The 16,029-nt window shown below is 69.0% G+C and carries 11 protein-coding genes; 6 read left to right on the plus strand and 5 right to left on the minus strand.

Annotation, left to right across the window (positions count from 1 at the left end; genetic code table 11):
• Window positions 1-8: 8 nt before the first annotated feature.
• The 3 genes from EHF44_RS21015 to EHF44_RS21025 all read right to left on the minus strand — a co-directional run bounded on the left by EHF44_RS21015 (window position 9) and on the right by EHF44_RS21025 (window position 4,991).
• A complete protein-coding gene (locus tag EHF44_RS21015) occupies window positions 9-674 on the minus strand; it encodes an alpha/beta hydrolase (protein ID WP_124685642.1) in 666 nt (221 codons plus the stop codon).
• A 127-nt stretch (window positions 675-801) separates the two neighbouring features.
• Window positions 802-1,113 carry a hypothetical protein gene (locus EHF44_RS21020; RefSeq protein WP_124685643.1) on the minus strand — a complete coding sequence of 104 codons (312 nt, stop codon included), beginning with the start codon at window positions 1,111-1,113 and terminating at the stop codon, window positions 802-804.
• 122 nt (window positions 1,114-1,235) lie between these two features.
• Window positions 1,236-4,991 carry an autotransporter outer membrane beta-barrel domain-containing protein gene (locus EHF44_RS21025; RefSeq protein WP_124685644.1) on the minus strand — a complete coding sequence of 1,252 codons (3,756 nt, stop codon included), beginning with the start codon at window positions 4,989-4,991 and terminating at the stop codon, window positions 1,236-1,238.
• Window positions 4,992-5,298: 307 nt separating this feature from the next.
• On the opposite strand from EHF44_RS21025, the gene EHF44_RS21030 reads away from it, so the two are divergent.
• The 3 genes from EHF44_RS21030 to EHF44_RS21040 all read left to right on the plus strand — a co-directional run bounded on the left by EHF44_RS21030 (window position 5,299) and on the right by EHF44_RS21040 (window position 8,729).
• Complete coding sequence (locus tag EHF44_RS21030; RefSeq protein ID WP_253700310.1) at window positions 5,299-6,471, plus strand: GGDEF domain-containing protein; 1,173 nt, start codon at window positions 5,299-5,301, stop codon at window positions 6,469-6,471.
• Window positions 6,472-6,704: 233 nt separating this feature from the next.
• On the plus strand, window positions 6,705-8,150 hold the full coding sequence (locus tag EHF44_RS21035) for a catalase (RefSeq protein WP_124685645.1): 1,446 nt from the start codon (window positions 6,705-6,707) through the stop codon (window positions 8,148-8,150).
• Between the two features lie 93 nt (window positions 8,151-8,243).
• Entirely contained in the window at window positions 8,244-8,729 is a 486-nt protein-coding gene (locus EHF44_RS21040) for an ankyrin repeat domain-containing protein (protein WP_124686715.1), read from the plus strand.
• A gap of 83 nt (window positions 8,730-8,812) precedes the next feature.
• Here the strand turns inward: EHF44_RS21040 and EHF44_RS21045 are convergent, their stop codons facing one another.
• Window positions 8,813-9,571 (minus strand): SDR family oxidoreductase, encoded by a 759-nt coding sequence (locus EHF44_RS21045; RefSeq protein ID WP_124685646.1) that lies wholly within the window; start codon window positions 9,569-9,571, stop codon window positions 8,813-8,815.
• 239 nt (window positions 9,572-9,810) lie between these two features.
• On the opposite strand from EHF44_RS21045, the gene EHF44_RS21050 reads away from it, so the two are divergent.
• From EHF44_RS21050 to EHF44_RS21060, 3 genes are all read left to right on the plus strand, one after another.
• On the plus strand, window positions 9,811-11,286 hold the full coding sequence (locus tag EHF44_RS21050; protein ID WP_124685647.1) for an MFS transporter: 1,476 nt from the start codon (window positions 9,811-9,813) through the stop codon (window positions 11,284-11,286).
• Between the two features lie 511 nt (window positions 11,287-11,797).
• Window positions 11,798-13,570: a putative bifunctional diguanylate cyclase/phosphodiesterase gene (locus EHF44_RS21055; protein WP_124685648.1), complete on the plus strand. Its 1,773-nt coding sequence runs from the start codon at window positions 11,798-11,800 to the stop codon at window positions 13,568-13,570.
• The gene (locus EHF44_RS21060) at window positions 13,570-15,003 is read left to right on the plus strand and encodes an HDOD domain-containing protein (RefSeq protein ID WP_124685649.1); all 1,434 of its coding nucleotides are present in this window, start codon (window positions 13,570-13,572) and stop codon (window positions 15,001-15,003) included. The genes EHF44_RS21055 and EHF44_RS21060 overlap by 1 nt, the downstream gene beginning before the upstream one ends.
• A gap of 9 nt (window positions 15,004-15,012) precedes the next feature.
• On the opposite strand, the gene EHF44_RS21065 is transcribed toward EHF44_RS21060, so the two are convergent.
• Entirely contained in the window at window positions 15,013-15,984 is a 972-nt protein-coding gene (locus tag EHF44_RS21065; protein WP_124685650.1) for a GGDEF domain-containing protein, read from the minus strand.
• Between the last annotated feature and the right edge of the window lie 45 nt (window positions 15,985-16,029).

Here is a 16,029-nt window from a genome sequence, read left to right on the forward strand (position 1 = left end):
CGGGGGCGTCAGTCCTCGCGCCGCGCCAGGTATCCCTCCACCACCCGCTTCAATCCCGGCAGCTTGCCCGTGAAGAAATGCCCCGCGCCGGGCAGCACGAACACGGGCAGTTCCTGCGGCCGTGCCCAGTTGAAGACGTTGGCCAGCGGCACGCGCTCGTCGTGCTCGCCGTGTACCACCAGGCTGTGGGCCGGCACCGCCGGCGTGTCGTACGACAGGTGCGCGGACAGCGCGCCGGCCGGCATGCCGGTCAGGATCAGGTGCGCCACGGCCTCGCCGTCGGCGGCCAGCCGCTCCGCGGCGCGGGCCTGGATGAATCCGCCGAACGAGAAGCCGGCCAGCGCCAGCGGCAGCGCCGGATGCGCTGCCCGCACGTGGCGGATCACGGCCAGCACGTCGTCGGTCTCGCCATCCCCGTCGTCATACTGGCCCTCGCTCTGGCCCACGCCCCGGTAGTTCGGCCGCAGCGCCAGAAAGCCATGCGCCTGCAGCACGCGCGCCAGCAGTTGCGGAATCTTGTGCTCGGCGGTGCCGCCCTGGCTCGGGTGCGGATGCGCGACCACGGCCACGCCACGGGGCGCGCCATCGGGCGGGTCGATCAAGACTTCGAGCTGGCCGGCGGGTCCGGCAATGAACTGGCGTACGGTGGTGGCGGGGGTGAAGGACGAGGACATGGAACGGCGCGGGCTCGGTGGCTGGACGGGAAAAGGCGATGCCTGCCCTGGCAGGCATTGTGCAGCCGCAGCATACCGCCAGCCGGACCCGCGCGGCAATCTCCGCGCCCGCAGGGCGAGGCGTGGTTCAGTGGGGGTGGTCGGCCTTGATGACCGAGGCGATCTCCTGGCGCCGCACGCTGACCACGTCGTCGAGTTCCAGCCCCTCGGCCACGACCAGCATCTCGGCGCCGCGATTGATGCCGTAGATCACGCCGTACCAGAGATCGGGCCCGGCCACGGCGTTCAGCCGGACGCTGAACTCGGTCTCCATGTCCTGGCTGAAGACGGTCACCAGGTCGCCGACCTCGGGCTTGGCGGCCTCCTCCGCCAGCGGATATTCCCGGGCCGCCACCGTCAGTGGCGTCTGCGCAATGCCGCGCGCAAACCTCGCTTGCATCGTTGTCTCCTGCGCGTTGTTTTACCTTGTAAGGATATAGGCGCCGTCCGAAAAGGCACGGTAAACCTCGGCCCGCCCGGCCGAACCGGCGGCGGCATCACCCGGCGGCCGGCGCGGCCGGCTCACCACGCGTAGCGCACGCCCAGCAGCCCTGTGATGCTTTCGTATCCGCCGTTGCCGTACTGGTAGCCAAGGTTGCCCCAGAGCCGCCAGCGCTGGCCGATGCGCGCCTGCGCGCCGACCTTCGTCTCCACGCGGTTGCGCGGGCCGTCCTGCGTCACCACCACGCCGTCGAACGCCATCGCGTTGCCATGGCTGTTGTGCCACCAGTTCAGCTCCAGGTACGGCATCCACGTCGGCACGCCCTCGCCAGCCGGCGCGTGGAACAGCCGCGTGCCAACGCGCGTGGCCACGCCGCCGCTGCGGTCGCTGCGGACCACCGTGCCGGTGCGCTCGGTATGGCTGCCGGCGTGGTAGTCCGTGTAGACCAGTTGCACCTGCGGCTCGACGTGCACCACGCCGGCGCCCGTGTGCCCCACCGGCAGCGCCCAGCCCGCCTCCACCGACCCTGACCAGAGCTGGCTTGTGTAGTCCTCGCCGGCCAGCCCGCCGCCCTTGACCGTGTGCCGGAAGTTGCCGTACTGGACCCAGCTGTCGACATAGGGGCCGGCGGGGCCCTCGGCGTCGCGGTGCCACGTGCCGTAGATCCCGGCGGCCACGCCGTTCACGGTGCCGCGCGCGATGGCCGGGTTGTCGCGCGCGCTGGCGTGCGTGGTGGACGTGCCGTAGCCGGCAATCACCCCTGCCTGCCAGCGCCCACTGGCGGTCACGCGGTGCAGCACGTCGATGCCGGCCTGCATCACGAAGGTATCGGCCGACGCGGCAAGGCGGCCGCCGTCCGCGTTGCCGTCGGCATGGCCGCCCGCCAGCCTGGCCCAGCCCGTCGACCGTGCCGGCCGCCCCTGGCCCGGCCCGTCCGAATCGGGCAGCCCGGCGCGGTCGTGGTACGTGTGCTGGAACATCGCCTGCGCCACCATCTGGTTGGCCAGGTAGGCGCCGGTCTCCGGCCGCGGTACCGGCGTGGGCGCCGCCGACAGCGAGCGCAGGTACCAGTCACCATCGTCGGGCGATGCCACGCCTCCCTGCTGCAGCGCGTATTCGTAGGCGCCGGCCACGACCCGGCCATCGAGCGTGAACACGCCGTCCGAGCGCCCGTCGACCTGGACGATGCGGATGCCGTTGACGGTCCGCGCGCCCGCGCCGCCGGCATTGCGGATGCCCACCAGCGTCTGGCCCGACGTGTTGCCGTTGATGACCAGCCGGTCGGTGGCCGAATTGTCGTCGCCAAGCGCGGTGTAGAGCGTCAGCCGGCCGCCGTTGCCGGTGTAGTCGCCGCCGACGGTCAGCGTGCTGGCCGGCACCGGGCTGCCCATGCGGATTTCGCCCTGGTTGACCAGCGAGCCGGCGATGGCGAACACCCCGGCCGGCCGGCCGTCGAACCCCGGCGCGGCATCGGCCACGGCCAGCACGCCGTGGTTGACCACCGAACCGCCCACGCCGCCATAGCCGCCCAGCAGCGCGCCGGGCGCCACGGTGACCTGCCCGGTGCCGGCCAGCCGCGCGCCGTTGTCCAGGATCAGCGCGCCGGCATCGACGGTGGTATTGCCGCCGTAGGTCTGGTCGCGCGTCAGCGTCAGCGCGCCGGCGCCGGTCTTGCCAAGCCCGCCGGGGCCGCTCACGACGCCATCGAACGCGCCGTCCGCCGCCTGATTGAGCGTCAGCGTTGCCGTCCCGAGCGCCACCGCGCCGCTGCCGGACAGGTTGTTGACCGTCTGGTCGAAGCCGCCCAGATCGAACGTCGCGGTCGGGCCCAGGCTGACACGCTCGCTGGCGGCCACTACGTTCGCCGCGCCGGCCAGCAGCGTGCCGGCTTCCACCCGGGTCGGGCCGGTATAGCGGTTGGCCTTCGACAGTTGCAGCGTGCCGGGCCCGAGCTTGGTCAGCGTGCGGCCGTCCCAGCCCGTGGCCGGGTTGGGCGCCTGGTCGATCAGCCGCGCGTCGAGCTCGAACTTGTCGTCGGGATCGGCCAGCGTGAACGTGCCGGCGGCAAGGTCGGGCCTCGTGCTGTGGGCCGCGTACCAGGTCAGGCCCAGGCCGACGACAAAGCTCTGCGGGCCGTAGCTGGAGGTCAGCGTCAGGTAATCGGCCGCGCTCGACTTGCCGCCCAGCCGCACCGCGTCGAACGTGCCGGTGAGCCCGTTCGGCGTATTGGCGTGGATCACGGTGAACGCGCTCGACGCCAGTTCGGACACGCTGGCGGCGTCGTCGGCCGAATAGCCGACCAGGTTGAACGTGGCGCCCGGGCCGATGGTGGCGGTGCTGGCCGTGATGTCGCGCTTGTTGCGGCCCACGGCCACGTCGAGCGTGCCGTTCATTGTGAAACTGTTGCCGACGGTCAGCGACGAGCGGCCCGCGATGGCCGTGGTTGCGCCGGCTTCGGTCGTGAAATCGCCCGTGGTCGTGAACGTGCCGTCCTGGCCCAGCAGCAGCGCGCCGCTGCGCACCGACACCGCGCCCTGCGTCGATCCCGCGCCGGTCAGCGCCGTGATGCCGGAGCCGGCCTGGATCAGCGTGCCGGCGCCGCCCAGCACGCCGGCGATCTGGAAGTTGTCGCTGCGCCGCAAGACCAGCTCGCCATCGTTGGAGAAATTGCCATTGACGAAGCCGCCCGCGCCGCCCGTTCCCAGCGTCAGCCGGCCGGTGCTGCCAATCGTCGTGCCGCCCGTGCCCGCGATGGCGACCGTGCCGCCGAGCGCCAGGTTGCCGTCGACCGATACCGTCGCCGCACCGCTGCCCTGCATGCTGACATTGCCGGTGAGCGTCCAGTCGGCGCCCGCGCCGGCCGCCAGCGAGGCAAACCCGTTGCCTTCGGTGGCCGTGAAGTCGCCGGCCTCGGTGCCGGTGCCGGACAGCGCGATGGCGTTGCCGGTGCCCTGGCTGGCCACCACGACGTTGCCGGTGCCTTGCAGCACCGACCCGGTGCCCAGTTCCACGCGGTTGTTCGCCCCGGTCAGCAAGATGGCCGGCCCGCCCCCGCCGGCAATCACGCCGTTGTTGGTCAGCGTGCCGCCCTGGCCCAGCTGCACGGCCGTCCCCACGTTGGCCACGATCGACCCGCCCGCGGTGTTCACGATCCGCACCGCATTGGGCGTCGTGCTGCGGATGCCCCCGATATAGCCTTCGATGCTGCCTTCGTTGCGGATGTCCACGGTGCCGCGCTCGACGATGATGCCGTACGCATAATCGCGGTTGCCGACGCCGCTGCGGATCGACGCGCCGGCGTGATTATTGATGGCGACCGTGCCGGTGGAATCGATATAAATGCCGTCGGCGGTGGAGCGGACGGCGCCGGAGGTGCCGGCATTGATCGTGCCGTAATTGTCGATGGTGCCGCTGGTATCGGTATCGTAATAAATCGCATGGCTGGCCTGCACGCTGATATCGCCATAGTTGACGACATTGCTGCCCACGCCCCCGCCGGTCATCAGCACGCCAAAGGTATTGCCGTGCACAAGCCCGCTGGCCTGGTTGACGAAGGTGCCCGGCACGTTGAACCGCACCGCCGACGCCCTGCCGTCCAGCGACGACTGGATGGTGCCTGCGCTGGTGAACGTGACCGGGGCGATGCCGGCCACCGCCACCGCATCGCCATGCTGGGCGGATACGGTGGTGCCCGCGTCGAGCTGGTAGGCGGTGTCGGTGGATAGCGTCACGCCCGTGGTGCTGGGCCCCACCACCGTTGCCGACTGCGCGGACGTGGCCACGCCGACCAGTACCGTCGCACAGACACCGCGCCTGCCATGGATCCGTTTTCTCATAGGCCGCACCCATCTCCGGAAAAGCGATATTCCACGCCACCGCAATGGATTATCAAGATAATCCATCCGCGATTATTCATATCGCAAAGACTGACTTTGAATGGAAATGCCGCCGATAATCCGGATGCATTTATCGGATCATTTTTATATCAACCATCCGTATCAATCAAATGGGTCACCGGAAAATGTGGAAAATCGCCGCCCGGCCACGGCGTGATGCGGCGGTGTTGCAGACGCGCCGCCGGCGCGTCCACCCCACCGAATCGGTGCACGCGGCGTAACGTGCCTCTGGCAGAATGCATGGGCGATGACCCAACGCTACTCCCCCATGTTCCTGTCGGGCCAGGTCTACAGTGCCCCGCGCTGGCCCTTCACGCGCTGGGTTGCCGAACCTGGCCGGGACGTGCCGGCCGAAATCCGCGAGGCGCTGGTGGGCAGCCTGTTCGGCACGCTGTCGATCTTCTTTGGCGGCATCCTGAACACGCTGATGGTGGCCACCGTCATCACGCTGCATCTGCGCCGGCCCGAATTCCTGGTCTGGCTGGGGCTGGAAGCGGTCATCTGCCTGGCGCGCGTGGTCGTTCTGTTCCGCGCCCGCGCCGCCGCCCGGCAGGGCCGCGCCACGCCCACCGACCTCCATATCCTGCTGACCCTGGCCTGGGCGGCCAGCGTCGGGCTGGGCGCCTACCTGAGCGTCATCAGCGGCGACTGGCTCAGCGCGGCCATGGCGTGCCTGTCGGCCGCGGCCATGTGCGGCGGTATCTGTTTTCGCAATTACGGCGCGCCGCGCCTGACGGCGCTGATGATTCTGCTGAGCCTGGGCCCGATCTGCGCGGGCGCGCTGCAGGCCCACGAGCCGCTGTTCCTGCTCACGCTGCTGCAACTGCCCGTGTATGTCTTCAGCATGACCAGCGCGTCGTTCCGGATGAACGCGATGGTGGTGGCGACGATGCGTTCCGAGCGGGAAAACGCCTACCGCGCCCGGCACGACTCGCTGACCGGGCTGCTGAACCGGTCGAGCCTGCTGGCGGAAATCCGCGAGGCCAGCGCGCTGCGCATGGCCGCCGGCCGCTACCTGACGCTGCTCTATATGGATCTGGACGGCTTCAAGCCCGTCAACGACTCGTTCGGCCATGGCAGCGGCGACGAGTTGCTGGTGCGCGTGGGCGAGCGGCTGCGCGGCGCCGTGCCGGGGCGCGGGCTGGTCTACCGCATCGGCGGCGACGAATTCGTGATCGTGCTGCGCAACGAAAGCACCCAGAGCGTGCAGGCGCTGGCGCAGGACCTGCTGCGCGAGGTAAGCGCCCCCTATCTGCTCTCCTCCGGCCACCAGGCCCGGCTCGGCGTCAGCATCGGCATCGCCCATGTGCGGCCCGAGGGTCTGACCGCCGACGACATCCTGCACCTGGCCGACCGGGCGCTGTACCGCGCCAAGGCGCGCGGCAAGGGCCAGTTCCAGTTCGCCACCTCCGACGACTGACCTGGCGGCCCCGATACTGCCAACCTAGTAAAAGATTTAATTCTGTAACACAAAAGTCTGATGCCTATCAGAGGCATTGATCAATACGATATGACTTGTCGCATTCCATCTGCGATAGTTCCACCTGTCTCCCGCCGGTCGCACCGCAGCGCCGGTGGCAGCCTGGAAGCAGACCCACAAACGTCCACGCATGACCCGCCCGTCGCGCGCCATGCACCAAGGAGTCCAGTCCCATGAAAAAGCTCACGACCGCTTTCGGCGCGCCTGTCGTCGACAACAACAATATCCAGACCGCGGGCCCGCGCGGCCCGGCACTGCTGCAGGATGTCTGGTTCCTGGAAAAGCTGGCCCACTTCGACCGCGAGGTCATCCCCGAGCGCCGCATGCACGCCAAGGGCTCGGGCGCCTACGGCACGTTCACCGTCACGAACGACATCACCAAGTACACCCGCGCCGACCTGTTCTCGCAGGTCGGCAAGAAGACCGAGCTGTTCATGCGCTTCTCGTCGGTGGCCGGCGAGCGCGGCGCGGCCGACGCCGAGCGCGACATCCGCGGCTTCGCCATCAAGTTCTATACCGAGGAAGGCAACTGGGACCTCGTGGGCAACAACACCCCGGTCTTCTTCCTGCGCGACCCGCTCAAGTTCCCCGACCTGAACCACGCCGTGAAGCGCGACCCGCGCACCGGCATGCGCAGCGCCGAGAACAACTGGGACTTCTGGACCAGCCTGCCCGAGGCGTTCCACCAGGTCACCATCGTGATGAGCGACCGCGGCATCCCGCGCAGCTGGCGCAACATGCACGGCTTCGGCAGCCACACCTACAGCTTCATCAACAAGGACATGGAGCGCTACTGGGTCAAGTTCCACTTCGTCACCCAGCAGGGCATCCAGAACCTGACCGACGCCGAGGCCGCCGAGGTGACGGGCCAGGACCGCGAATACCACCAGCGCGACCTGTATGAAGCCATCGAGCGCGGCGACTTCCCGCGCTGGAAGTTCTGCGTGCAGATCATGCCCGAGGCCGACGCCAGCAAGGTGCCGTACAACCCGTTCGACCTGACCAAGGTCTGGCCGCACAAGGACTACCCGCTGATCGAAGTGGGCACGCTGGAGCTGAACCGCAACCCCGAGAACCATTTCGCCGAGGTGGAGCAGTCCGCTTTCGCGCCGTCGACGATCGTGCCGGGCGTCGGCTTCTCGCCCGACAAGATGCTGCAAGGCCGCCTGTTCTCGTACGGCGACGCCGAGCGCTACCGCCTGGGCGTGAACCATCACCTGATCCCGGTGAACTCGCCCAAGGCCGCGCGCTACGTCAACAGCTACCACCGCGACGGCCGCGGCCGGACCGACGGCAACCAGGGCGGCACCATCGCCTACGAGCCGAACACCAAGGGCGAGTGGGCCGAGCAGCCGGACTTCCGCGAGCCGCCGCTGACGCTGGAAGGCAGCGCCGACCACTGGAACCACCGTGTGGACGACGACTACTTCTCGCAGCCGGGCGCGCTGTTCCGCCTGATGTCTCCGGCGCAGCAGCAGGCGCTGTTCGACAATACGGCGCGCGCCATCAAGGGGGTGTCCAAGCCCATCCAGCAACGCCACATCGAGCACTGCACCAAGGCCGACCCGGCCTACGGCGCCGGCGTGGCGGCCGCGATCGAGAAGATCGAGGCCAGGTAATCACGTAGTTCAGGCAGTACGCCCTCTCCCGCCCTGCCCGGGAGAGGGCGAATGAGAAAGGAATCGGCAATGGACGAAAACCGGGCCCCCACCATGACCGCGGACGAAGAAGCCCGCATGATCGCCGCGCTTGGCCAGGTCTTCGATCTCGCGCGCAATGGCGACGCTGCGGCACTGGCCGCCTTGATCGAACGCGGCATGCCGCCAAACCTGCGCAACGAAAAAGGCGACACGCTGGTGATGCTGGCCGCCTACCACGGCCACGCCGACGCCCTGCGCACGCTGCTGCAGGCCGGCGCATCGCCAGACACGCGCAACGCCATGGGCCAGACGCCGATTGCCGGCGCGGCCTACAAGGGCTACCAGGCCATCATCGAAATCCTGCTGGAACACGGCGCGGACGTCGAAGGCGCATCGCCCGACGGCCGCACGGCGCTGATGACGGCCGCCATGTTCCAGCGCACCGACATCGTGGAACTGCTGAAAGCCCACGGCGCCGACCCCGAAGCCCGCGACGAGCGCGGCATGACGGCGGCCGACGCCGCGGCGTTCATGGCGGGGCGGCAGGGCGGGCGGTAGCTTGCAGCCTCAAGGGCCGGCGATCGTCGCAATCTGAATCGCTTTAAGCCGCTTGCCCTCTCCCCCGTCCCCAGACGCTCTCCTTACCCCCGTCCCACGAACGGCATCTTCGTCGCCATCACCGTCATGAACTGGACGTTGGCGTCCAGCGGCAGGTTGGCCATATGCAGCACCGAGCTGGCGATATGGGCGACGTCCATCAGCGGTTCGGGGCGGATGTCGCCGTTGGCCTGCGGCACGCCGCGCGCCATGCGGTTGGCCATGTCGGTGCCGGCGTTGCCGATGTCGATCTGGCCGCAGGCGATGTCGTGGGCACGGCCATCGAGCGACAGGCTCTTGGTCAGGCCGGTGATGGCGTGCTTGGTGGCCGTGTAGGGCACGGTGTTCGGGCGCGGCGCGTGGGCCGAGATCGAGCCGTTGTTGATGATCCGGCCGCCGCGCGGGTCCTGCGACTTCATCAGCGCAAACGCGCCGCGCGCGCACAGGAAGGCGCCGGTCAGGTTGGTATCGACCACGGCCTTCCACTGTTCGACCGACAGTTCGTCGATGGGCACGGCCGGCGCGTTGATGCCGGCGTTGTTGAACAGCACGTCGAGCCGGCCGAAGTGCTCGCGCACGGTCGCGTACAGCGCATCGACCGATTCCGGGCGGCTGACGTCGCATTGCACGGCCAGCGCGGTCTGTCCCGCGGCGCGGGCCTGCGCGGCCAGCGCTTCCAGCGTCTCGGCGGTCCGGCCCGCCAGCACGACCCGATAGCCGTCCGCCAGCATGGCCTGGGCCACGGCCTTGCCGATGCCCCGCGCCGCGCCGGTGACCAGCGCCACCTTGCTCTGTCCTGTCATCCCTTGTCTCCGTTGGTACTTGCTGTGGTCAACGGCAGTCATCGTACATCAGGGTCCGGCCGGCTGCCTTTCAGCCAGCTTGCAATGCCAGGCCCGGCAAGGCCCCGCCAAGGTGCGGTTCTAAAGATATAACAACAATGCATTTGGCCGCGCCGGGCCGGTTGTCGTACGATCCACCGCTGACGGGCGGGTGCTGGGAGGCGTCCGCCTTCCTTTTCAAGCGCCCTCGAAAACTACAAATGTCAGTCGATCTCGCCCTGTCGCCCGCTGGCGCACAGGCTGCCACCCAGGCGCCGCCCGCGCGCGCCGTCATCCGTTCCGCCGCCGACGTGGCGCGGCTCGTCAACGAAGGCGGTGCCGCCGTCAGCAATGCCCGGATCGTCGTGGCCATTGCGCTGGGCGGCATTTTCCTCGATGCCTATGACCTTGGCGCGCTCGCCTTCGGCCTCAAGGACGTTTCGAAGGAATTCGGCCTGACGCCGGCCGGTACCGGCATGGTGGCGTCGGCCATCACGTTCGGCGCCATCGTCGGCGCCTTCCTGGGTGGCTATTTCACCGACCGCATCGGCCGCTACCGCGTGTTCATGGCCGACATGCTCTGCTTCGTGATCGCCGCCATTGCCTGCGCGCTGGCCCCGAACGAGTACGTGCTGGCCGGCGCCCGGTTCGTGATGGGCCTGGGCGTCGGCATCGACCTGCCCGTGGCCATGGCGTTCCTGGCCGAATTCTCGAAACTGAAGGGGCACGGCAACAAGGCCGCGCGCGTGGCGATGTGGTGCCCCACGTGGTACGCGGCCATCTGCGTGTCGTACCTGCTGGTGCTGGGATGCTACGCGATCCTGCCCGAATCGCACAGCGGGCTGCTCTGGCGCATCATCCTGGGCTTTGGCGCGGTGCCGGCGCTGATCATCATCGCCGTGCGCAGCCGCTACATGAGCGAATCGCCGGTGTGGGCCGCCAACCAGGGCGACCTGGAAGGCGCGGCCAAGATCCTGCGCACGTCGTACGGCATCGACGCCGTGGTGGCGCCCGACGCCGTGGCCGAGCCGCCCAAGCGCCCGGCGTCGTGGCGCAACTACGGCCTGCTGCTCAAGGGGGTCTACGCGCGCCGCACCACGCTGGCCACGATCATGTCGATTGCGTCGTCGTTCGCCTACAACGCCGTGGCGTTCGGCCTGCCGGTCATCATCGCCAGCTTCCTGGCCCAGACCATGCTGACGACCATCCTGGTGTCGCTGGCGCTGAACCTGCTGTTCGCGTTCGTCGGCGGGCTGATTGGCGTGCATCTGGTGCCCAAAACGGGCGCCTGGAAGCTGACCGTCACCGGCTACGCCTGCCAGCTTGCCGCGCTGGTGGGCCTGGCGCTGGTCGGCAAGCCCGACGGCGGCGCGCAGGTGGCCACCGCCATTGCCTTCCTGGCGCTGTTCCTGCTGGGCCAGGGCTTTGGCCCGGGCGCGCATACCATGACCTACGCGTCGCTGAGCTACCCGACGTCGCTGCGCGGCGTGGGCGTCGGCTTCAACCAGACGCTGATGCGCGCCAGTTCCACGGCGTCGCTGTTCCTGTTCCCGGTGCTGGCCGCCGCGCTGTCGACCAAGGTGTTCTGGGTCATCGCGCTGGCCCCGCTGGCCGGCCTGCTGGCGCTGCTGGCAATCCGCTGGGAACCGGCGAACTACGACGTGGACGCCGAGGATTTCGGGCCCGAGAAGGCCTGACGCACTCCACCGCTCCCGCCGCTCCCGCCACATGGGAGCGGGAAGCTGGCCGGCCGACGCGCCGGCCATCGCTTCGCCAGCCCGCTCAGGGTTTTCCCTCTTTCCCCAGCCCCCCTCCCGGACGACGGCCACAAAAAAACCCGCCTCGATGGGCGGGTTGTCGATGACTGTCCGCGGCCATTGGCCGCCCAGGCAGGTCATGCCGGCGAGTGTCACGGATTTCGCCGGGGGAGTCAATCCCGCCCGCGCCGCGCCCCCCGGCGGCCGGGGGCGCGTGTTGCGGGCGCGCCGATTCCCGCAATCCGTTTGTCCATGCGGTGTTCAGGCGGACGCCAGGTCGTATTAGAATCGCCGCTGTCGCGTCAAACCGCCCCGCCAATGCCAGTGGTCATGTTCCGTGCCAAGGTTTGCCGCGGACTGGTGTCATCTCCCGGGGTCACGGCGCTTCAGATTCATAGAATTCCATCCGATATCCGTCCTGCGTCCACAGGACTTCGGGCATAACCGATACATGACCGCGCTTGCATTCGATGTAGCCCTGGCACCCGAGCCTGCCGACCGCCGGCTGGCCGGTGCCACCCCTGCCGGGGGCGAGGCCTGGGCGTTGCTGGAAGCTTCCGGCGCGCTGGCCATGCGGGTCGACGTCCAGGGCCGCATCCTCGAAGCCACCGAGACCACGGCCGACCTGCTGGTCTATCCGCTCGACTACCTGCTCCATACGTCCGTGCTGGACCTGATCGCGCTGGAATCGCGCGAGCGCGTGGCGCGCATGCTCCAGGGCTGCGCCCACGACCATGCCCCCCGGCGCGAGCGCGTGCGGGTGGCCGGCGGCAGCGGCGGCCCCGGCTGGATCGACCTGCGCGTGAGCCATCACCGTGGCGCCGGCGGCGGCGCCAGCCTGCTGCTGTTCGGCCACGACATTTCCGACTGGATCGAATCCGAGCGCCAGTTGACCGAGCGTGCCTTCCTGGATCCGCTGACCGGCGTGGGCAACCGCGCCTATATCCGCAAGCGGATCGAGGAATACACATCCGGCCCGCTGGCCAGCCAGCCGTTCGCGCTGGCGCTGATGGACCTGGACGGGTTCAAGAACATCAACGACTCGCTGGGCCACGAATACGGCGACGCGCTGCTCAAGGAAGTGGGCGCCCGGCTGCAGGACACCGTGCGCAGCCACCACAGCGTGGCGCGGCTGGGCGGCGACGAGTTCGTGCTGCTGCTGGACGGGCTGGAAACCGAGGCCGACGCGCACCGCCTGCTGGAGCGCGTGATCCACGTCTGCCGCCAGCCGTTCCTGCTGGGCGGCTGCCACGTGCGGATCACCACCAGCATCGGGCTGTCGTTTTCCACCGGTGCCGCGCAATCCGAATCGCAATGGCTGCGCCGCGCGGACCTGGCGATGTACGAGGCCAAGGCGCTGGGCAAGAACCGCTACTGCATCTATTCGCCCGAGCTGGAACGCCGGCTGGACGAGCAGTTCCGCATCGAGCAGAGCATGTTCGAGGCGGTGCAGAGCGGCGAATTCCTGCTGCACTACCAGCCGATCGTCTGGCCCGGCACGGGCGAGATCTGCGCCGTCGAGGCGCTGATGCGCTGGGAACACGCCGGCGAGGACATCCGCCCGGACATCTTCATCCCGGTGGCCGAGAAAAACGGGCTGATCAAGCATCTGGGCTCGTGGGCGCTGCGCTGCGCCTGCGCGCAGCTGGCCGCGTGGGATGCCCAGGGCATCCACGTGGGCCATATGTCGGTCAACGTGTCGGCGGTGCAGTTCCTGCATCCCAACTTCTACGACAGCGTGCGCAGCGCCATCCAGGACGCCGGCATCGCCGCGGACCGCCTGGTGCTGGAAATCACCGAAAGCGTGCTGATGACCGACCCGAAGGCCGCCGAGCGGCTGCTGCTGTCGCTGCGCGCGCTGGGCATCCGCTTTGCCGTGGACGACTTCGGCACCGGCTATTCGAGCCTGTCGTACCTGCGGCGCTTCCCGCTGTCGGCGCTGAAGGTGGACCGCAGCTTCGTGGCCGACATGATCGATTCCCCGCACGCGCGCACCATCGTGTCCGCCGTGCTGTCGCTGGCCCGCGAGCTGGGGCTGGTGGCCATCGCCGAGGGCGTGGAGACCGACGCGCAGGGCGCGCTGCTGGCCGCGCAGGGCTGCGACCTCGTGCAGGGTTGGCGCTACGCGCGGGCGCTGAGTCCGGCGGACTTCGAGAACGCGGTGCTCGACGGCAGGCTCATCATGGGCGACGACGAAGTGTTCACGCAGCGGGTGGGCGCCTGATGTCCAAGTCCGAATTCTTCGAGACCTTGTGGGCCCGCATGGCCCAGCAAGGCGACTTTCCGACGCTGCAGTACTGCGTCGACAACATCTTCAAGACGCTTAACGCCGACCTGACCGTGGGCGAGATGGCCACGAGCGTGCTGTCCGACTTCAGCCTGTCGCAGAAGGTGATCCGGCTGGCCAATTCGGCGATGTACCGGTCCTTCGGCGGCGAGGTCACCACCGTGTCGCGGGCCATCCTGGTGCTGGGGGTGGAGGCGATCAGCCACCTCACGCTCGGCATCCAGTTGCTGGACTACTTCCACGGCGTGGCGCCCAAGCGGCCGCAGGCGCTCAAGGCGCTGCAGCGCGCGCTGGTGGCGGGCGAGATCACGCGCGCGCTGACCCAGGCGCGCGGCATCAACGAGGGCGAGGAGGCGGTGGTCTGCACGCTGATGCACCACATGAGCCGCCTGCTGCTGGTGTTCTACTTCCCCGAGGAATGGGAGCGCGTGGAGGCCATGTGCGCCGCGCACCCGATGACCGAGGACGAGGCGGCCAAGGAAGTGCTGGGCGTCTCGCTGGAAGAGATTGCCGAGGCCGCCGCGCGCAAGTGGCGGCTGCCGGGGCTGATCGCCCATGCGATGAAGCCGCGCACGCTGTCCAACGAGACCGTGCTGGAAACCCATGCCGACTGGCTGTCCGCCATCGCCCATGTGTCGGCCGAGGCCGCCGTGACGATGGTCCGCGAAGGCACCGAGGCGTCCGTGGAGGCGCTGCTGAGCACCCATGCCAAGGTGCTGGGGCTCAATCCGAGCGATGTCAGCGTGGCGGTGCGGCAGGCCGAGGTGCTGAACACGTCGATCTCGGCCTCGGAAGCCGCCGCCCCGGCGGATGGCGCCGCGCCGCACGGCCCGGTGCCCGTCAACGTGCTGGAGCGCCTGCGCCAGGGGCTGGACGAAGTCCAGCGCGAGGGGGCCAACCTGACCGTCTCGCAACTGGCGCCGATGGTGCTGGAAACCACCATGCGGGCGCTGGATTTCTCGCGCTGCTTCCTGATGATGCTGAACCCGACCACGCGCCGCTTTCACGCGCGGCTGGGCTTCGGGGACGGCATGCGCGAGGTACTGCCCGCGCTGTCGTTCGAGGAAGGCTTCGTGCCCGACGTATTCCACTTTGCCGGCCTGGCGGCCCGCCCGCTGCTGATCGAGGATACGTTCGACGCCGAAGTGGCCCACCGCATGCCGCGCTGGTATCGGGACGCGATTCCGGACGCCCGCACGGTGCTGCTGGCGCCGGTCAAGATCCGCAACCGCTGCATCGCCATGATCTACGGCGATTGGGGCGCCGCCCGCGCGCCGGTGATGATCGGCGAGGCCGAGCTGGAAGCGGTGGACGCGCTGACCAGCGAGATTGCCGCCGGCGTCATGCGCGCCGCCCCCGCCGGCCGCTAGCCCGCGCGGCTAGTGCCGGCCGGCCTTGCGCGCGGCCTTGTTGCGGTACATCGCCGCGTCCGCCTCGGCCAGCAGGTCGTGCACGTTGCCGTGCCGCTGGGGGTCGAAGGCGATGACCCCCGCGCTGAAGCGCAGCGCGTAGCCGGCCGGGTTGCGCGTGTTCCAGGCATCGACCTGCAGGTGCAGGCGCGCCAGCGCGTCCTGGCAGCCGGTGGCGTCGGTATTGGTCAGCAGCGCCGCAAATTCATCGCCGCCCAGGCGGCCCACCACATCGGATTCCCGGAACGCGGCGCGCAGCTCCGCGCCGAACGCCATCAGCGCGCGGTCGCCCTCGGCGTGGCCAAAGCGGTCGTTGATCGGCTTGAAGCCATCCATGTCGAAGAAGACCAGCGTCGCCGGGCGGTTCAGGCGACGGCACAGCTCGATGGCGTGCTGGCCGAGCACGGCAAAGCCGCGCCGGTTGGACAGCGACGTCAGCTCGTCCATCGTCGCCAGATGCACGGCCGCCAGCTCCTGCTCGGCCATGCGCGCCAGGTCGTGCAGCAGCGCGCGGTCCTCGTCGTCGAACGACCGCGGCTTGCGGTCGATCAGGCAGAGCGTGCCCAGCTTGGCGCCGTTGGGCGCGGAAAGCGGCCGGCCGGCGTAGAAGCGGATATGGGGCTCGCCGGTGACCAGCGGGTTGTCATGGAAGCGGGCGTCCTGCGTGGCATCGGGAATCAGCAGGATGTCGTCGCCGCAGATGGCGTGGCCGCAGAACGACGTGCCGCGCGAGGTTTCGGTGACGTCCAGCCCCTGGCAGGACTTGAACCACTGCCGGTTGGCATCGATCAGGCTGACGACGGCGATGGGCACGCCAAACAGGCGTTTGGCCAGACGGGTCAGGCGGTCGAACCGCTCCTCGGGCGGGGTGTCGAGCACGCTCAGCGAGCGGAGCGTGGCCAGGCGCGCGGCTTCGTTGGAAGGAATCGGGGGCAACTGCATGGGCGGATTGGCCGTTTTTTGTCCTCGTTGAATGACAACAATAAC

This window comes from Cupriavidus pauculus (assembly GCF_003854935.1).
GTDB classification, from domain to species: domain Bacteria; phylum Pseudomonadota; class Gammaproteobacteria; order Burkholderiales; family Burkholderiaceae; genus Cupriavidus; species Cupriavidus pauculus_C.

Bases quoted from the DNA above. Each gene is read 5' to 3' on its own strand.
- EHF44_RS21050 (WP_124685647.1), top strand. From the start codon at position 9,811: ATGTCAGTCGATCTCGCCCTGTCGCCCGCTGGCGCACAGGCTGCCACC.
- EHF44_RS21015 (WP_124685642.1), bottom strand. From the start codon at position 674: ATGTCCTCGTCCTTCACCCCCGCCACCACCGTACGCCAGTTCATTGCC.
- EHF44_RS21020 (WP_124685643.1), bottom strand. From the start codon at position 1,113: ATGCAAGCGAGGTTTGCGCGCGGCATTGCGCAGACGCCACTGACGGTG.
- EHF44_RS21060 (WP_124685649.1), top strand. From the start codon at position 13,570: ATGTCCAAGTCCGAATTCTTCGAGACCTTGTGGGCCCGCATGGCCCAG.
- EHF44_RS21035 (WP_124685645.1), top strand. From the start codon at position 6,705: ATGAAAAAGCTCACGACCGCTTTCGGCGCGCCTGTCGTCGACAACAAC.
- EHF44_RS21045 (WP_124685646.1), bottom strand. From the start codon at position 9,571: ATGACAGGACAGAGCAAGGTGGCGCTGGTCACCGGCGCGGCGCGGGGC.
- EHF44_RS21065 (WP_124685650.1), bottom strand. From the start codon at position 15,984: ATGCAGTTGCCCCCGATTCCTTCCAACGAAGCCGCGCGCCTGGCCACG.
- EHF44_RS21040 (WP_124686715.1), top strand. From the start codon at position 8,244: ATGACCGCGGACGAAGAAGCCCGCATGATCGCCGCGCTTGGCCAGGTC.
- EHF44_RS21030 (WP_253700310.1), top strand. From the start codon at position 5,299: ATGACCCAACGCTACTCCCCCATGTTCCTGTCGGGCCAGGTCTACAGT.
- EHF44_RS21025 (WP_124685644.1), bottom strand. From the start codon at position 4,991: ATGAGAAAACGGATCCATGGCAGGCGCGGTGTCTGTGCGACGGTACTG.
- EHF44_RS21055 (WP_124685648.1), top strand. From the start codon at position 11,798: ATGACCGCGCTTGCATTCGATGTAGCCCTGGCACCCGAGCCTGCCGAC.